At 39.6% G+C, this 18,723-nt stretch carries 15 protein-coding genes; 1 reads left to right on the forward strand and 14 read right to left on the reverse strand.

The annotated features are described in order from the left end of the window. Window positions 1-381: 381 nt before the first annotated feature. Window positions 382-4,794, forward strand: a complete 4,413-nt coding sequence (locus tag P7V56_RS03595) for a PKD-like domain-containing protein (protein WP_171221046.1) — start codon at window positions 382-384, stop codon at window positions 4,792-4,794. Between the two features lie 68 nt (window positions 4,795-4,862). On the opposite strand, the gene P7V56_RS03600 is transcribed toward P7V56_RS03595, so the two are convergent. The 14 genes from P7V56_RS03600 to nuoD form a co-directional block, all read right to left on the reverse strand. Next, window positions 4,863-5,291 (reverse strand): LexA family protein, encoded by a 429-nt coding sequence (locus tag P7V56_RS03600; RefSeq protein WP_370529618.1) that lies wholly within the window; start codon window positions 5,289-5,291, stop codon window positions 4,863-4,865. Next, the gene (locus tag P7V56_RS03605) at window positions 5,288-6,553 is read right to left on the reverse strand and encodes a Y-family DNA polymerase (RefSeq protein WP_171221044.1); all 1,266 of its coding nucleotides are present in this window, start codon (window positions 6,551-6,553) and stop codon (window positions 5,288-5,290) included. The genes P7V56_RS03600 and P7V56_RS03605 overlap by 4 nt, the downstream gene beginning before the upstream one ends. Window positions 6,554-6,653: 100 nt before the next feature. Further along, the gene (locus tag P7V56_RS03610; RefSeq protein WP_171221043.1) at window positions 6,654-7,052 is read right to left on the reverse strand and encodes a hypothetical protein; all 399 of its coding nucleotides are present in this window, start codon (window positions 7,050-7,052) and stop codon (window positions 6,654-6,656) included. A gap of 178 nt (window positions 7,053-7,230) precedes the next feature. Next, window positions 7,231-8,610 (reverse strand): NADH-quinone oxidoreductase subunit N, encoded by a 1,380-nt coding sequence (locus P7V56_RS03615; protein ID WP_171221042.1) that lies wholly within the window; start codon window positions 8,608-8,610, stop codon window positions 7,231-7,233. 4 nt (window positions 8,611-8,614) lie between these two features. After that, a complete protein-coding gene (locus P7V56_RS03620; RefSeq protein WP_171221041.1) occupies window positions 8,615-10,051 on the reverse strand; it encodes a complex I subunit 4 family protein in 1,437 nt (478 codons plus the stop codon). Between the two features lie 9 nt (window positions 10,052-10,060). Further along, window positions 10,061-11,938 carry an NADH-quinone oxidoreductase subunit L gene (nuoL, locus tag P7V56_RS03625; RefSeq protein WP_171221040.1) on the reverse strand — a complete coding sequence of 626 codons (1,878 nt, stop codon included), beginning with the start codon at window positions 11,936-11,938 and terminating at the stop codon, window positions 10,061-10,063. 6 nt (window positions 11,939-11,944) lie between these two features. Continuing rightward, window positions 11,945-12,265 (reverse strand): NADH-quinone oxidoreductase subunit NuoK, encoded by a 321-nt coding sequence (nuoK, locus tag P7V56_RS03630; protein WP_131474937.1) that lies wholly within the window; start codon window positions 12,263-12,265, stop codon window positions 11,945-11,947. Further along, the gene (locus tag P7V56_RS03635; RefSeq protein ID WP_171221039.1) at window positions 12,265-12,780 is read right to left on the reverse strand and encodes an NADH-quinone oxidoreductase subunit J family protein; all 516 of its coding nucleotides are present in this window, start codon (window positions 12,778-12,780) and stop codon (window positions 12,265-12,267) included. Before P7V56_RS03635 ends, nuoK begins: the two co-directional genes overlap by 1 nt. Then, window positions 12,780-13,331, reverse strand: coding sequence for a NuoI/complex I 23 kDa subunit family protein (locus tag P7V56_RS03640; RefSeq protein ID WP_171221038.1), 552 nt, complete (start codon window positions 13,329-13,331; stop codon window positions 12,780-12,782). Before P7V56_RS03640 ends, P7V56_RS03635 begins: the two co-directional genes overlap by 1 nt. Before the next feature lie 6 nt (window positions 13,332-13,337). Continuing rightward, on the reverse strand, window positions 13,338-14,369 hold the full coding sequence (nuoH, locus tag P7V56_RS03645; RefSeq protein WP_171221037.1) for an NADH-quinone oxidoreductase subunit NuoH: 1,032 nt from the start codon (window positions 14,367-14,369) through the stop codon (window positions 13,338-13,340). Next, a complete protein-coding gene (locus P7V56_RS03650) occupies window positions 14,362-15,417 on the reverse strand; it encodes an NADH-quinone oxidoreductase subunit G (protein ID WP_171221036.1) in 1,056 nt (351 codons plus the stop codon). The genes nuoH and P7V56_RS03650 overlap by 8 nt, the downstream gene beginning before the upstream one ends. A gap of 154 nt (window positions 15,418-15,571) precedes the next feature. Further along, on the reverse strand, window positions 15,572-16,939 hold the full coding sequence (gene nuoF / locus P7V56_RS03655; RefSeq protein ID WP_171221035.1) for an NADH-quinone oxidoreductase subunit NuoF: 1,368 nt from the start codon (window positions 16,937-16,939) through the stop codon (window positions 15,572-15,574). A 4-nt stretch (window positions 16,940-16,943) separates the two neighbouring features. Beyond that, the gene (locus P7V56_RS03660) at window positions 16,944-17,474 is read right to left on the reverse strand and encodes a complex I 24 kDa subunit family protein (RefSeq protein WP_171221034.1); all 531 of its coding nucleotides are present in this window, start codon (window positions 17,472-17,474) and stop codon (window positions 16,944-16,946) included. A gap of 5 nt (window positions 17,475-17,479) precedes the next feature. Next, window positions 17,480-18,715, reverse strand: a complete 1,236-nt coding sequence (nuoD, locus tag P7V56_RS03665) for an NADH dehydrogenase (quinone) subunit D (RefSeq protein ID WP_171221033.1) — start codon at window positions 18,713-18,715, stop codon at window positions 17,480-17,482. Between the last annotated feature and the right edge of the window lie 8 nt (window positions 18,716-18,723).

Here is an 18,723-nt window from a genome sequence, read left to right on the forward strand (position 1 = left end):
CCCAACAGTGATGTTGGGTTATTTTGTTTTAAAAAAAGGGAGAGCGTTAAAATAGGATAGGGTTAATCTAAATTGATGATATTAAATTTTTTTTACATAAATTTTATTGTATTAATAAAAAATTAGTTATAAAAATCCATTTTTCATTAGTTCAAGTGGTTGTCAAAGTTCGATGCTAATCTTAAATTACCTCTACATTAACTTATCATTAACAACGATTTCAGAAAAATCTGATTTGGCAATATTTGCCTGAAGTCTGCATAAACACTCGTTTTAGTGGGGATTTTATTTTTTGAAAAGTGTATAGTTTTTATATACGCAATCGTTTTCGGTAGTGTTGTCTAATATTATAAGTTTACAACTCAACTAAAAACATATTCAATGAAAAAATTATTATTACTATTATTCCTGATGACTATTTCATTGGGACAATCGCAAACCCTTAGGCTGGGTTTTGAACCTGGAGAATCCGGAAATGCTTTCGGACAATTCGGAGGCATGGATCTTCCTACAGTAGTAACTGGAACAGGTTCTAATACCTCTTCAGTTCTCAGCGTTACAGCTAATCCGACAGGTCAAATCTGGCAAGGCTGTAATTTTGTATTAACTTCACCTGTTGAGTTAATAGCAACTAAAACAATGACTATTGATGTTCTTTCATCTACACCAATTACCTTTTTATTAAAGGTAAATGCAGGAGTAGCCGGTGCCCCGGAGGCTGCGGCTCAAGCTTCACACAATGGTGATGGAACATGGCAGACAATTTCTTTTACATTCAATACTTCATTGGATGGTAAGGCTGTCACTGCAAATGGTGTTTATAACAATATGGTATTACACCCATTTTGGACTGCAGGTCAGACTGTTTTTTCAGGATCGCCTAGTGCAAGATCCTTTTTTATTGATAATATAAGTGGTCCTGGAGTATCACCTCCACCAAGTAACTGTACAAACGGAATACAAGATGGGACTGAAACCGGTGTAGATTGTGGTGGAAGTTGTTCACCTTGTCCTCCTCCTGCTCCTGCTGTTGCTGCTCCTGCTCCAACACAAGCTGCAGTTGATGTAATTTCTGTATTTAGCGGTGCTTATACTAATGTTGCCGGAACTGAATTCTATCCAAACTGGGGACAAACCACTCAATATGCTCAGTATAGTGCAGCTGGAAACCCAACCTTAAGATATTCGAATTTAAATTATCAAGGAATTCAATTGGCTACTCCGATTGATGCTTCGACTATGCAAAACTTGCATTTGAATATATGGACTGCAGATTGTGCTTCTTTTCAAGTATTCTTAATTAATCAAGGAATTGGAGAACAAGGAATTACTTTAACGCCAACTTTTTCAGGATGGAATACTTATGATATTCCTTTATCATCATACAATACTGTAAATCCGGCTAATATTGGTCAGTTTAAATTTGTAGGTAACGGAACTGTTTATTTAGACAATCTTTATTTTTGGAAAGCTCCGGCAGGAACTTTCACCTATTATGCAGATACAGATAATGATGGTTATGGTGCAGGTCCGGCAGTTTTATTGACTGAACCAGAAGCACCGGCTGGATATTCTGTAAACAATACGGATTGTGCCCCTACTAATGCTGCCATTAATCCTGGTGCAACTGAGGTTGCCGATACAGTTGATAACGATTGTGATGGAATAATTGACGAAGGTTTTCCTCCTACTATACCTGCACCAACACCTCCAGCGAGAAATGCATGGGATGTGGTATCTATCTTTAGTGGCGCTTATACTAATGTAACTTTAAATGAACTTCCTACTTCATGGTCACAATTGGCAATTGAACCTTTCTCGGTTGAATCTATTGGCGGAAATGCTACATGGAAATTTGGAGGTGAATTTTTAGGTATGGTTACCAATTATGAGAATGGTATCAATTTAACTCAAATGACCACTATGCATATCGATTATTGGACTCCCGATAATAAAGTTATGATAGCCAAAATTGTGAACACCATTGATGGTGTAACAGAAGGACTTACTATTGTAGAAGATCCAGTTGTAACTGGTACTTGGAGAAGTGTAGATATTCCAATGACTCAATTTGGGGGATCAGTAAATAAATCTAAAATTACACAGATTTTATTGGACCCACAATTAGGTGGATCTACAGTGTATGTTGATAACCTTTATTTCTATAGACCAGCAACCTCTCAACCATCTCCTACGATAACTAACTTTACCGTTCCAAGTAAAGTTATTGGTGATGGACCATTCCAATTAACTGCTCCAACTAGTAATAGTACCGGTGCATTTACTTATACAGTAACAGGTGCGCCAGGTGTGGCTTCTATAAGCGGAAACACGGTTACCATTTTAGGCGGTGGTAGTACTATTATTACTGCTACTCAAGAAGCTGCAGGTGGTTTTGGTCCAGGAAGTATTACAGCTTCTTTTGTGGTTTCATTCCCTCCACCAGCTACTGCTGCACCAACCCCAACAGTTCCTGCAGATAGAGTTTTATCTATCTTTAGTGACGCTTATACAAATGAAGGTGGTGCTTCTTATCCATACTGGGGACAACCGGGAGGTTATATTGCTCCTGCAGTAGTTCCGGTAGGATCTCCAAGCAGCAATACATTAAAATTAGATAATTTAACTTATCAAGGAGTTCAATTAGCAGGTACAATAGATGTTTCAACTATGACTACCTTACATTTGGACATTTGGACACCAAATTGTACAACATTTGATTTCTATTTAATAGATTCAGCTCCGGTTGGTGTTCCACCTGCAGAGCAAGCGGTTTCAGTATCTCCTACACAAAGTGGATGGAATAGTATTGATATTCCAATGTCATCTTATAACACATTAGCATTAACTGAAGTTCAACAATTTAAGTTTGTTGGTTTACCATCAGGAAGTGTTGTTTATTTAGATAATATTTACTTTACTAGACCTACCTCTCGTGCAATAGCTCCAACTACAACAGCTGTAATTGACTATTGTAAAGGAGCAGTAGCCACTCCACTAACAGCTACCGGTTTTGCAGGTAATGCATTGAAATGGTATCTTGTTGGAGGTACTACCACACCAACCTATACACTTTTAACTGGCGGAGCACCAACTCCTGCAACAACTACAGTTGCATCTCCATCTAAAAAATATGCAGTATCTCAGGTTTTATCTGATGGAAGTGAAAGTCCAAAAGCAAACATAACCGTTAACGTACTTGCTATTCCTGCTACGCCTGGTATTATTTCAGGAACAGTCGCTCAAGGACCATTAGTTGGAACTTCAACATTAGCAACGTATTCTATTGCTCCTGTTGTTGGGGCCGTGTCTTATCAATGGACAGTTCCGGCTGGAGTTAATATTGTTGGAGCTAATGACGGAACAAGCATTACGGTTAATTTCTTAAATGTATCAGCTGGTGCCGGTTCAATAGGAAATCTTTCTGTAAGAGCGGTAAATTCTAACGGTTGTCCTAGTGTTGCTAAAACATTAGCGTTAACCAAAGCATTACCAACAGCACCTGCAGGTATCAAAATGTATGATGATGCATTCCCTACTTACTCTGCAACAACCGGACTTCAATTACCAATTACAACTTTTGGTCAATTTATGGGAACAAACAGAGTTTTAAGATTAACAGCGCCACCGGCTTCTACAGCAACTTCATATGTTTGGGAACTTCCTACAGGAGTTGTTCAATTGAGTGGTGGTACTTCAAATGAAATTACAGTTAACTTCTCTGGAGTTACAAGTGCTAATACTTTTAGTTATTACACAACTGCAACGGTTCCGGTTTTGACTCATATTTTAAGAATTGGAGTGAAATCTAGAAATGGTGTTGGGGATTCTACTACTAATAATACAGCACTTATTAATCCTACTACTACTTCAACAGCTAAATTGTTGACGTTAAAAGCTACGCTTCCTGCTGCAGTTTCTACTGTAACGGGTCAATTAACAGGAGTTTGTGGTGGAAGTACTTATTCGTATACCATTACGAAGCCTTCGCCTTTTGCTAGTTCTTATTTAATCACTGCTCCGGCAGGATCAACAGTAACTTCAGCTGGTAATCCATCAAATGCTTCTAATGTTTTATCAACTACTGATTTGACTTTCTCAGTAACTTATCCAATTGGATTTGTTGTTAATACTTTAACTACTACTGCAAATAAATCAATTGTGATTGCTTCTGTAAATGGTATTGGAACTGGAACTAAAGTAAAAACACTTACTATTTCAACGGCACTAAAAGCGGTAGGAATTGCTACAGGTTCAGCCGGTATAACAACATTTACCAGATGTGCTAATCAAACGTTTACTGTTCCAGCTGTTGAAGGTGCAACAAGTTATACTTGGACATCTGCCAATGGAGCGATTATCGTGAGTGGACAAGGAACTACTACTATTGAGGTTGATTTCTCAGCGGTTTTAGAATCAGTAACGTTAACGAAATTAACAGTTCTTGCCAGCAATGCTTGTGGCGTTAATAGTGCGGTTAAAACAATTAACTTAACAAGTACCGCTTGTCCGGCAAGAATGGATGCCTCAGGGGTTACTTCGGAAGTTTCGATTTATCCAAATCCGGCTAAAGATTATTTTACATTAGAATTAACTTCTTCTCAAGCAGGTGAAATGTCAATGACAATTTATAACCTAAACGGAAGTTTGATAAGAACTAAAAACATAAAATTGACACAAGGAAACAACTTGATTAATGAAGATGTATCTTCATTGGCCAGTGGTATCTATTTTGTACAAGTTTATAGTTCATCGAATGGAGAAACTATAGTTAAAAAATTAGTTAAGGATTAATTATTTGTATTGAATTTTTACTTCCTAAGAGAGGCCTTTATGGCCTCTCTTTTTTTATTAAAGGTTTTCTATACAGCCTTAATCACATAAGTCACAATACCCCAAACCACTAGTTTGTTGTCATCGGTTACTCTAATCGGTTGAAAGGTCTTGTTTTCGGGCATTAGGTAGAGGGAGTCTTTCTTTACTTTGATTCGCTTCACCGTGAATTCTCCGTCTATGTGGCAAACGGCAATTTTTCCGTCGGAAGGTTCCAAGCTGCGGTCGATGACCATAATATCGCCATCGTCTATACCGGCGCCTATCATAGAAGTGCCATCGGCTTTGGCGTAAAAAGTAGCTTCGAAGTTTCGGACCAATACTTTGTCTAAACTAATTTGGGTGCCTTCAAAATCGGCCGCCGGTGATGGAAATCCCGCTTTGATACCGCCTTCAAAATAGAGGAGCGTTGTCGGGTTTTCGAAATCGGGTTTGAAAAAGGTTAACGGACTTTTCATTGGCATTTTATGGTCAAGATTTCACGAAAATCGGTGGTGTATTTTTTGGACAAATGCTCTTGCTTCATGGTCCAAGTACGTTCCAAGTTTTGACTGGCGAGTTTGATTTTGCGCTCGCCGGTTTTTTTATGATAAGCATCCATGATTTCCATAATTTTAATGTGCTTCGGATTTTCTTCCTCAAACAAATGGAACTGCTTTTGGTTTTCGGGAATGATATTGGTTACAATCACGCCTGCTTTTTTATAAATTTCGCCTTCTTCAAAAACTTCTTTCAGCATTTTTATTGCCAAATTACTTATTGTGATAGAAGAGTTGCTGGCAAACGGCAACGTTTCCATTTTGTAGAAGTTGTAGCGCGGTCGGTCTACCTTGTACTTGTCTTTTCTTAAATACAATATCACACCATGGCAACACGAATTTTGTTTGCGGAGCTTTTCGGCACAAACCATGGCAAAGGTCGAGACGCGTTCTTTCATGGCATCGAGCGTACTGATGTTACCGGCAAAGCTTCGGGTGATGGCAATATTTTTTTTATCTTTGGGTTCTTCCAGTTCTAGTACCGATTGGCCTTCGAGTTCATATTTCAACCGCAAACCCACTACGCCCATCGTACTTTTGATATAGCCTTCATGTTGTGGTAAAGTAAAATCGTAAGCCGTATTGATGTTTCTTGTTTTCATCTTTTTGGTCAGGCGAAACCCAATACCCCAAACGTCTTCAATTTTGGTCCATTTCAGCGCTTTTAAGCGTTTTTCTTCCGAGTCAATTATATAGACGCCTTGGGTTCTTTCGGGGAACTTACGGGCGATTTTATTGGCAACTTTGGAAAGTGCTTTGGTTTCGGCAAAACCCACTGATACGGGAATGCTCAGCCATTTCATAATGCGACTTTTCATTTGTAACCCGTAGTCGTGAAAATTGGTCACTGCAACACCGTCAAAATTCATAAACGCTTCGTCTATGCTATACGGTTCTACGTGTGGCGTAAAGCCTTCCAATATTTTCATGACGCGATGACTCATATCGCCATACAAAGGATAATTAGAGGAAAAGACCTGTATGTTTTTGTCTTTGAGTTCTTGTCGCACTTTGAATTCGGGCGCGCCCATCGCAATGCCTAGCGCCTTGGCTTCATCGCTTCGGGATATGATACAACCGTCGTTGTTAGACAAAATCACTATAGGTTTTCCAACCAAATGCGGCTGAAAAACTCTCTCGCAAGAAGCATAGAAATTATTACAATCGACTAAAGCATACATGGTATAAAATTAAGGATTTTGTAGTGGAACAAAAGTTAATTTTGCCGATTGTTGATAATAAAAAACCATCAGTATCGTTTTTGATGGTGTAAGATTCAGCTCATGATTTGGCTTGTTGCTTTTTATTTTTGAAGTAATTCCAAACTAAAGCTATTAGCATCACAATAATCCAAAATAATGGTGTGAAGATGGTGTAAATTGGCGTTAAAGTATCGTATCGTAAATACGGATTGGGATTGGTGTAATCTTCGGGAGTAATTAGAAGCCAATTTTGTACGCCGTCATATACATTGACAGACATTAATACAATGACCAAGATTCTCAAAACTTGAATGGTTTTGCTTGTGGAACCTTTAGCAGACATCAACCCAATCAAAATGAAAAGCATCGCTGTCATATAGCCTCTGCCAAAACCCCAACCGGTATAAGGCATTAAGGAGGATTTCAGTTCTTTATTGATGTTCAAATTCAGATAAAAACTAAATAGACTGATGGCCATGCAAAAAAGAAAGAAGACAATAATGTCGTAAGGTAGTTTTTTAAGGACTGAGGATATACTCGAATTTTCCATGCAGATTTCGTTAGTAACCAAATATAGTATTTTAATCAAGACCAATATGTACAAAAAAACCATCAAAATCGCTCTTGATGGTTTCTCGTATAGTGAGTAAGATTTTTTAGTTCAATAGATGGCTAACCAAAGACGGATACAATCCGATAGCAATGTTTAATACAATAGCACTTACGGCTACAAGGTAATACACAATCGGTACGGCTTGTTTTTCGGCTGTAGCTTCTTTGGTGTACATGGCCAAAATCAATTTAAAATAATAGCCAACACTAATGATGGAGTTGATTACACCCACAATAACCAAGTATAAATAACCTGATTTAATGGTGTCGCTGAACAACATGAACTTGGCAAAGAATCCGGAGAAAATCGGAATGCCCGCCATAGACAATAAAGAAGCGGTTAAAACAGCGGCCAGTAACGGATTGGTTTTACCTAAACCGTTGAAGTTGGCAGTTAATTCGTTCCCTTTGTCACGCGTTACCGCAATGATTACTGCAAATGAGGCGATACCGGCTAAAGCATAGGCTGCCGTATAATATAACAATGTTCCGGCTGCGGTGGACAAACTTAAAATGGCCATCAACATAAATCCGGCGTGTGAAATTCCGGAGAAAGCCAACATACGTTTTACATTGTCCTGACGCAAAGCCATGATATTTCCAATAGTCATTGATAATATGGAAACCACTACGATTACCATTTCAAAAGTCGGCATTAACGATGAGGTTAAACCACTTAGGATTTTGTATAGTGTGGCCATGGCTACGACTTTGGCTAACGTACTCATGGTAGCCGTTGTTATTGATGGTGAACCTTCGTAAACATCCGGAGCCCAAAAATGGAAAGGCGCAGCGGCAATTTTAAACAACATACCGATAATCATCAATACAATCCCGATAGGAAACCAAACCGGAATTCCGGCGCCGGAAGACAAGTCTTTGATTTCTGTAATGTCAAAATAACCGGTAGCACCGTAAATCAAACAGATACCGAATAAGATAATTCCGGAAGCAAAAGAACCTAACAAGAAGTACTTCATTCCGGCTTCGTTGCTTTTAATGTCTAATCTTTTGCTGGCAGCCAAGATGTATAATGAAATCGATAAAACTTCGATGCCTAAAAAGAACATCGATAAATTGGTAAACGAAACCATCGCAACGGCTCCGGCCAAAAGGAATATTTTGATAGCAATAAAGTCGGATATTTTGCTTTGATGTTCTTTGTAGAAATCACCACTAATGGCGATTAAGAAAATAGTCAGCACTATAAATAAAGAAGAGAAAGCATTCGAGAATTTATCGACCGCAATCATGCTCACATAGTTGGCATCAATACTCGGATCGATGGCCCAAAGATTCAAAGAGATTCCTAAAATGGCAAGTAAACCTATGACAGTAACCGGAACCAGTAGTTTTCTTAAATTGAAGATTTCTGCCAACAGACAAAAAACACCTAATGATACTATTGTTATTAATACTTGCATTTTATTATTTATTAATTACGGCTAAAATTTCATTCAAACTCGGCGTTACCAAATCTACTATCGGTTTCGGATACAAACCGAAGAACAATAAGAACGCTATCATCGCTACAAAAGTAATGGCTTCGTTGGTGGTAACTTCAGCAAATACTTTGGTGTTGGTTTCACCCAACATTACGTTTTGGAACATCTTCAACATATAATAAGCGCCTAAAATAATGGTTGTTCCGCCTAAAACAGCAAACCATATATTTACTTGACTCAAACTGTACAATACGGTAAATTCTCCCACGAAGTTAAAGGTTCCCGGTAAAGCCACAGAGGCCAAAACCAATATCATAAACATCGAAGTGAACTTAGGGGTTTGGCTTCTGATACCGCCTAAATCGGCTATATTTCTCGTTTCATATCTTCTGAAAATAATTTCAGCAGCGAAGAATAATCCAACAATTACAAAACCGTGGGCAATCATTTGGAAAACAGCACCGCTTAATCCGTCAAGAGTTAACGTATAACATCCGGCGGCAATCAAACCAACGTGTGCTAAAGATGAATAGGCCAATAATTTTTTCAAATCCTTCTGACGCAAAGCTACTATAGAACCGTAAATCACACCCGCAATACTCAATCCGATTAGGATAGGCATGTAAGTTTTTGCAGCATTGGGCGCGATTGGTAATTGCCAACGAATTACACTGTACAATCCCATTTTTAACATAATACCCGATAAAAGCATCGTTCCAACGGTTGGTGCTTTTTGGTATACTTTAGCCTGCCAAGTGTGGAAAGGAATAATCGGAATTTTGATAGCATAAGCCAAGAAGAAAGCAAAGAAAATCCAACACTCTTCCGTAGCGGTTAACTCCAATTGGTATAAATCACCAATCAAGAAACTACCGGCTTTAGAGTATAAGTAAGCAAAAGCAATCAACATAAACAAAGAACCTCCAAGGGTATAGATGAAAAATTTCACCACGGCTTTTTTGCGTTCTTCGGCATCGCCGTTACCCCAAATCAAAGCGATGAAGTAAATCGGAATCAAAGCCAATTCCCAGAAGATGTAGTACAGCAACCCGTCTACGGCTAAGAAAGTACCGACCATGGCAAAAGACATGAACAATACTAAAGCATAGAAGTTTTTGCTGTTGTTGAAATGGTTTCCAAAAGAGGAAAATACAATCAATGGTGTTAGTGCAGTCGTTAGTAAAACCATCGCCATGGATAAGCCATCGGCTTTAAAGGCCAAAGTTATTTTCGGATTGGTCATCCATTTGCCAATATAACTGATGTTGGCACCTTGGTTCATTAAGTTTAGCAAATACAATGACAAACCTAAAGCAGCCAAACTGAAGACCAAGGCAACTTTAGAAGCTAATTTATCTCCGGCGAAAAACGTAGCAATCGAACCAATCAGCAGTAATAATAATATAGTAGTTACATCCATTATGTAAAATTATTGAGCGATAAATAAATAAGTAATGATGGCACAAATACCAATTACAAAAACAAAAAGGTACAAACCGATATTTCCGTTGTGCAATTTTTTTCCTTGTGTTCCGATGCCGTTGGCCAAAGTTCCGAAACTGAAAACCACTTTGCCTAAAGCGGGTTCTAAAGTCGTACGGAAGAAATTAGCCAAACCGTTAATCGGTTTTACAATCAAGAACGTATAAAATTCGTCCACATAATATTTGTTGTAAACTGTTTTGTTAAAGCCGCTGATTTCAGCATCTTCTTTCGGTACAAAGCCACCTTTGATGTATTTGGCATTCGCCCAAATAATCCCAACGATAGCACCGGCTAAAGCTATACCCATCAACATAAATTCTTGCGTACCTAAATGATGCGCTTCGTGTTTGCCCGCTAAAATCGGTTCCAAGAAATGGTTTAACCACATGCTACCCGGTAGGTTAATCGCGCCACCAATAACCGCTAAAACCGCTAAGATTACCAATGGAATGGTGATTAAACTCGGACTTTCGTGTAAGTGGTGTTTTTGTTCTTCAGTGCCTCTGAATTCTTTGAAGAAAGTCAAGTACATCAAACGGAACATATAGAACGCGGTCATAATCGAAGCAATCGAAGCCACTACCCATAATACTTTATTGTGTTCAAAAGCGACCATTAAGATTTCGTCTTTCGACCAGAAACCGGCGAACGGGAAAATACCCGCAATCGCTAAGGTAGAAATCATCATTGTCCAGAAGGTAATTGGCATTGCTTTGCGTAAACCACCCATTTTTCTCATGTCTTGTTCACCGTGTAATCCGTGAATTACTGAACCCGAACCCAAGAACAAACAAGCCTTGAAGAACGCGTGTGTGATTACGTGGAAAACCGCTACCGTATAGGCGCCAAGCCCTAAAGCCAAGAACATTAATCCCAATTGGGAAACGGTAGAGTAGGCCAAAACTTTTTTAATATCGTTTTGTAACAAGCCAATCGAGGCGGCTACCAAAGCAGTCGCTGCTCCAACAATAGCGATAATTTGTTGAATATCCGGAGTTAAATCGAATAAGAAATTCATGCGTGTTACCATAAAGATACCGGCAGTAACCATTGTAGCGGCGTGGATTAAGGCAGAAACCGGCGTCGGACCGGCCATCGCATCGGGTAACCAAGTGTATAAAGGTAATTGTGCTGATTTACCACAAGCTCCGATGAATAAACATAAAGCGGCTAAACCTAATAGGGCTGAATCAGCATTTCCTGCAGTAAGCGCTGTTTTAATTTCGTTATAATTTAAAGAGGAGAACATCGCTCCAATAATAAACATTCCGATTAAGAAACCTAAATCCCCGATACGGTTCATGATGAAAGCTTTCTTAGCGGCGTCGTTATAAGGTTGGTTTTTATACCAGAAACCGATTAACAAATACGAACACAATCCAACACCTTCCCAACCGATGAACATTACTAATAAGTTGCTTCCAACTACCAAGGTTATCATGAAGAACACAAACAAATTCAAATACGCAAAGAACTTATGCATATTCTCGTCGTCGTGCATGTAGCTGATAGAGTAGAGGTGAATCAACGAACCAATTCCGGTGACGAATAACAACCACAATAAAGACAATTGGTCTAATAAAATGCCGAAGTCTAATTTGAAATTACTCACTTGAATCCAATCAAACAAAGAAATTTCGAATGGTTTTCCGTTTTGGTTCAATTGGGCAAAAAAGCAAAGGGTCAACAAGAACGAAACCACTACAGTCAACGTTCCGATAGCGCCGGATACATTTCGGCTTACTTTTTTTCCAAAGAAAATATTGAAAAGAAATCCAACAAATGGAGATAAGAGTAATACTAAAGCTAAATTTGTTTCCATCTCAGATTATCCTTTTAAATTCTTTAAATTATCAATATCGATTGAGCCTAAGTTTCTGAATACAGAAACCAGAATCGCCAATCCTACGGCCACTTCCGCTGCGGCAACCGCCATGGAGAAGAATACAAACACTTGCCCTTCGGCGTCTTGGTGGTACGTTGAAAAAGCTACAAACAATAAGTTCACCGCATTCAACATGATTTCAATCGACATGAAAACGATGATGGCATTTCTGCGGTACAACACTCCGAAAACTCCGATACAGAATAAGAGTACCGAAAGGAAAATGTAGTTTTCTATCCCTATTTCATTTAAAATATTGTTCATTATTTTTTCTCCGTTTTTTCTTTTTTAGACAATAAAACCACACCAATCATCGCTGCCAATAATAAGATGGAAGCAAATTCGAATGGTACCATATATTCGTTCAGTAATATTTTTCCAAGGGTTTTAATCGATTGGAAATCTTCGCCCGACGTATCATAATCGCCCATAATGGTTTTCGAATTGATAAAGATGGTTACCAAAACGATACTCATTAGAATAAAAACAACGATAGCACCAAGTCTGGTAATACGAGGTTTGTGGACTTCATTTTCCTTATTCAAATTCATCAACATGATGGTAAACAGGAAGAGTACCATAATCGCTCCCGAATACACTATAATATGTACTATGGCCAAAAACTGTGCGTTGAATAACAAGTAGTGACCAGCAATAGAAAAGAAACAAAGCACTAAATAAATAGCACTGTGAATCGGGTTTTTACTGTAAATCGTCAAAAATGCCGTGGCCAACGTAATGGCTGCTAAAAAGTAGAAGGTAATTAAGATAGGCGACATTAGTTAGCGTTTTTAAGTTGAGTATTTTTTATAGCCATTTCTAAAGGCATCACCAATTTGTCTTTTCCGAAAATAAAATCTTCACGGTCATATTGAGCCGGTACCAATTCTTTAGAAATAGTTAAGTAAATAGCGTCTTTCGGACAAGCTTCTTCACACAAGCCGCAGAAAATACAACGCAACATGTTGATTTCGTAGATTTCGGCATACTTTTCTTCACGGTACAAATGCTCTTCGCCTTTTTTGCGTTCGGCAGCCTTCATAGTAATGGCTTCGGCCGGACAAGATAAAGCACACAATCCGCAAGCCGTACAGTTTTCACGACCTTGCTCGTCGCGTTTCAACATGTGACGACCACGGTACACCGGACTAAAAGCACGTACTTGCTCGGGATAATGAATCGTAGCTTTTTTTCTGAAAAAGTGTTTGATGGTAATGAGTAACCCTTTAATGATGGCTACTAAATAAAGGCGCTCTAGGAACGTCATTTCCTTATTGGAAACTTGTTTCTTTTTACCTGAAAGCGATATACTTTGAATTGCTGTTGACATAGTTTCTTATTTAAAAGCTAAAATGCAAATTCCGGTTATTATAATGTTGATGATAGAAAGCGGAATTAAAATCTTCCAGCCTAAGTTCATCAATTGATCGTATCTGAAACGCGGTATCGTCCAACGAACCCACATATAGAAGAAGATGAAGAAACAGATTTTAGCAAATAAAACCCCGATTCCGATAACATTAGCCGTATTGGCACCAACATTATCTATCATCCATTGCATGCCCGGATAGTTGTAACCTCCGAAATACAAGATGGCTAAGATGGCCGATGAGATAAACATATTAGCGTACTCGGCGAACAAATAGAATCCCATTTTCATGGAAGAATATTCGGTGTGGTAACCACCAATCAATTCCGATTCACATTCGGCTAAGTCGAAAGGCGTACGGTTGGTTTCCGCAAAAGCACAAATCAAGAAGATTAAGAATCCTACCGGTTGGTAGAATACGTTCCAGTTCATTCCGGCTTGTTGTTCGGAGATTTCTTTTAAGCTCAAGGTTCCGGTCATCATCAACAAAGCAATCATCGATAATCCCATGGCCACTTCATAAGAAACCATTTGCGAAGCGGCACGAACCGCACCCATTAACGAGAACTTATTGTTAGAAGCCCAACCTCCAATCATGATACCGTAAACCCCAACAGAAACTACCCCGAAGATGTACAATAAAGCGACATCAATATCGGTAGCTTGTAATTGTACGGTTCTTCCGAAGACTTCCAATTGGTCACCCCACGGAATTACCGCACTGGTCATTAAGGCCGTACTCATCGCAATCGCGGGTCCGACAAAAAATAAAAATTTGTTAGGCGTATTGGGTTCGAATTCTTCTTTGGCGAACAATTTCATACCATCGGCCAAAGGTTGTAATAATCCACCCCAACCGGCGCGGTTTGGTCCAACACGGTCTTGTAAAAAGGCAGCCACTTTACGCTCTGCCCAAGTGGAATACATCGCCATAATCATGGTGATAGCAAATACGGTTACGATCACCACACTTTTTTCTATGATAAAGGCACTATCCATTTTGCTTTCCGTTTACTGGGTTACCGTCTATTTTTTCGTTGTAATCAATTTCGGCCATACTGATTTTTTTGCGGTCGATGTCTCTACCTTGAAGGATGCCTTTTTCGGTTTCGATGACTACTTTTTCGGTTTTGCCGAAATGTTTGTTTTGGTTGATTACCGAATCTTTTTCGAATTTTCTCGGTCCTTCGATAACCCAATCCGCCACGTCTTTTTTGTCGAAACGACAAGTGTTACAGATGAAATCTTCTACTTCATGGTATTCATCTTTGCGAGCCGTTACTCTTTGAATTTCGTTACCGAACATCCATAAAGTGGTTTTTCCGCAACAACCCGGCGTAGTACATTCTCTGTGGGCATTGAAAGGTTTGTTGAACCAAACTCTCGATTTGAATCGGAAAGTCTTGTCAGTCAAAGCACCCACCGGACAAACATCAATCATGTTTCCGGAGAATTCATTGTCGATAGCAGCCGAAACACAAGTGGAAATTTGGGAATGGTCACCACGATTTAAAACGCCATGAACACGTTTGTCGGTTAATTGATCGGCTACTTCCACACAACGTTGACAAACAATGCAACGGTTCATGTGCAATTGAATTTTGTCGCCGATGTCTTCCGGTTCGAAAGTTCTTTTTTCTTCAATGAAACGCTGTTGTAATTTTCCGTGTTCGAAACTTAAATTTTGCAAATCACACTCGCCTGCCTGATCACAAACCGGACAATCGAGTGGGTGATTGATCAAAAGGAATTCGGTTACGGCTTTGCGCGCTTCGGCTACTCTGTCCGATTTTTTGCTCGCTACTTCCATTCCGTCCTGACAACCGGTTACGCATGACGCAACGAGTTTAGGCATTGGTCTTGGGTCGGCTTCGCTGCCTTTAGTAACGTCTACCAAACAACAACGGCATTTTCCGCCGGTTCCTTTTAATTTAGAATAATAGCACATGGCCGGCGGAACTGATTCTCCACCAATCATACGAGCAGCCTGCAGGATAGTTGTTCCCGGTGCTACTTCAATTTCTTGACCGTCTATGGTTACTTTCATTTACCAATATTTAACTCCTACGGAGTATTTTTATTACTAATGTTTATAATTTAGCCCCGATTGTAGTGGAAAGCTCCCAATTTATTGGGACTTGCAACGTAAAGCGGGAAAATGGATGGCAAAAAATGCCCGAGCCATTCGCTCCTAATTTATTTTAAACTTCTTGCTTTGCGATTAAATGTTTTACTTTTTCAAAAGGCTCATGCACAAAGTGATCTCTGTTTTTTACTTTTTCAGGGAAACGAATATGGTATTCAAACTCGTCTCTGAAGTGACGAATCGCCGCAGCTACCGGCCATGAAGCCGCGTCACCTAAAGGACAAATCGTATTTCCTTCAATTTTAGATTGGATGCTCCATAACAATTCGATGTCTTCTTCGCGTCCTTGTCCGTTTTCGATTCTCCACAATACTTTTTCTAACCAACCGGTTCCTTCACGACATGGTGTACATTGACCGCAAGATTCGTGGTGATAGAAACGAGAAAAATTCCAAGTGTTTCGAACGATACAAGCTCTATCATCATACACGATAAATCCACCTGAACCTAACATCGAACCGGTAGCAAACCCACCATCAGATAAACTTTCATAAGTCATCAAACGGTCTTCGCCGGCAGCGGTTTTGTAAATTAAATTCGCGGGTAAAATCGGCACCGAAGAACCTCCCGGAACTAAAGCCTTTAATGGTCTGTCGGTTTGCATTCCGCCACAATATTCGTCGGAATTCATGAATTCGTATACTGATAATCCTAATTCGATTTCGTAAACGCCTTGGTTTTTGATGTTTCCGGAAGCCGAAATTAATTTGGTTCCCGTAGAACGACCAATTCCGATTCCGGCATAATCAGCGCCTGAATTATTGATAATCCATGGCACCGCCGAAATGGTTTCTACGTTGTTTACTACGGTTGGATTTTGCCACAAACCTTTCACCGCGGGGAATGGTGGTTTCAAACGAGGATTTCCTCGATTCCCTTCCAAGCTTTCGATAAGCGCAGTTTCTTCTCCGCAGATGTAAGCACCACCACCAATTTGGACAAATAATTCCAAATCGTAGCCTGAGCCTAATATATTTTTGCCTAACCAACCGGCCGCTTTCGCTTCGGCAATGGCTCTTTCTAAAATTTTGTATACCCACATGTATTCTCCTCGGATGTAGATGTAGGATAGGTTGGCACCCAAAGCATAACTTGACGTAATCATTCCTTCAATCAAAAGATGCGGAATGTATTCCATTAAGTAACGGTCTTTGAAAGTGCCCGGTTCCGACTCATCGGCGTTGCACACCAAGTGTCTTGGATTGCCCGATTTTTTGTCGATAAAACTCCATTTCATTCCGGCCGGGAAACCCGCGCCACCACGACCGCGTAATCCTGAAGTTTTTACTTCTTCGACTACTTCATCCGGAGTCATTTTTTTCAAGGCTTTTTCTACTGAAGCGTAACCGCCTTCACGACGATATACTTCATAGGTTTTGATGCCCGGAACGTTGATTTTGTCTAATAATATTTTTCTTCCCATGATATTATTTATCGTGTAAAGTGATTTTTCCGTCTTTGCAATCTTGAATCAATTGGTCTACTTTTTCTTTGGTCAAATGTTCTTGGTAGAAATCACCCAACTGCATCATTGGCGCGTAACCACAAGCGCCCAAACATTCTACGCCGCGTACTTCGAAAAGGCCGTCAGCGGTGGGCTCGCCAATCCCTACGCCCAATTTTGCACAAGTATAATCCATCAAATCTTCCACGCCGTTTTGACAACAAGCAGCCGTTTGACAGAATTCGAACATGTATTTTCCGATGGGTCTTTGATTGAACATCGTGTAAAAAGTAACTACTTCGTATACTTCGATAGGCAATATTTCTAGAATCTCGGCTACCTTGTTTTGCAACTCGATACTCAACCAATTGTCGTGAGCGTCTTGAACTTCGTGCAAAACCGGCAATAAAGCTGATTTCTTTTTATCGGCAGGATAATGACTGATTAACTCATTGATGCGAGCCATCAACGGTTCAGTAATGTTTATCTCTTGTTTGATATGTGATCTTTCCATAATTCTTAAGCGTCTAATTCGCCGGCAATTACATTTAAACTTGATAAAATAACGATAGCGTCAGATAGCATTCCGCCTTTAATCATTTCAGTATAGGCTTGGTAATAGATATAACAAGGTCTTCTGAATTTTAAACGGTATGGTGTTCGGCTTCCGTCGGTAATTAAATAAAATCCTAATTCACCGTTTCCGCCTTCAACCGCATGATAAATTTCATCCACCGGAACCGGTACTTCACCCATCACAATTTTGAAGTGGTAGATTAAGCTTTCCATATTGGTGTAAACGTCTTCTTTCGGAGGTAAATAATAATCGGGAACATCAGCGTGGATTGGTCCTTCGGGTAATTTCGCCAAGGCTTGTTTGATGATGCTTAAACTTTCCCAAACCTCGGCATTACGCACGCAAAAACGGTCATAAGTATCGCCTGATTTTCCAACAGGAATATCGAATTCAAAATCTTCGTATGAGGAATACGGGGCGGCTTTACGAACGTCGTAATCAATTCCGGCGGCACGTAAATTTGGGCCGGTTAATCCGTATTGCATTGCTTTTTCAGCTGAAATCGGACCAACATTAACGGTACGGTCAATGAAAATTCTGTTTCTTTCAAATAGGTTTTCGAATTCTTTCCAGGCTACCGGAAATTCTTCTAAGAAAGTATTTAATTTTTTGAAGGCTTCGTCGGACCATTCTCTTTCGAATCCGCCTATTCTTCCCATATTGGTAGTCAAACGAGCGCCGCAAATTTCTTCGTAAATCTCGTATACTTTTTCTCTGAATTGGAATACATAAAGGAATCCGGTATAAGCGCCGGTATCAACCCCCAAAATCGAATTACAAATCAAGTGGTCTGTAATTCTGGCCAACTCCATTACGATTACTCTTAAATATTGGGCACGTTTCGGTACTTCAATATTCAATAATTTCTCTACGGTCATCCACCAAGCCATGTTGTTGATAGGCGACGAACAATAGTTCATACGGTCGGTCAACACGTTGATTTGGTAAAACGGACGGTTTTCTGCAATTTTTTCGAAGGCACGGTGAATATAACCAACGGTTGGCTCGGCATCCAGGATTCTTTCTCCGTCCATCAATAAGATGTTTTGGAAAATCCCGTGCGTAGCCGGGTGCGTTGGTCCTAAGTTTAATATAGAGAGTTCGCTTCCGTCTTCGTTGCGGGTTTTTTCTATAACTTTAGCATATCGATGCTCTGGTGATAATAATAAATCTGACATTGAGAATG

It is taken from the genome of Flavobacterium sp. IMCC34852 (assembly GCF_030643905.1).
GTDB classification, from domain to species: domain Bacteria; phylum Bacteroidota; class Bacteroidia; order Flavobacteriales; family Flavobacteriaceae; genus Flavobacterium; species Flavobacterium rivulicola.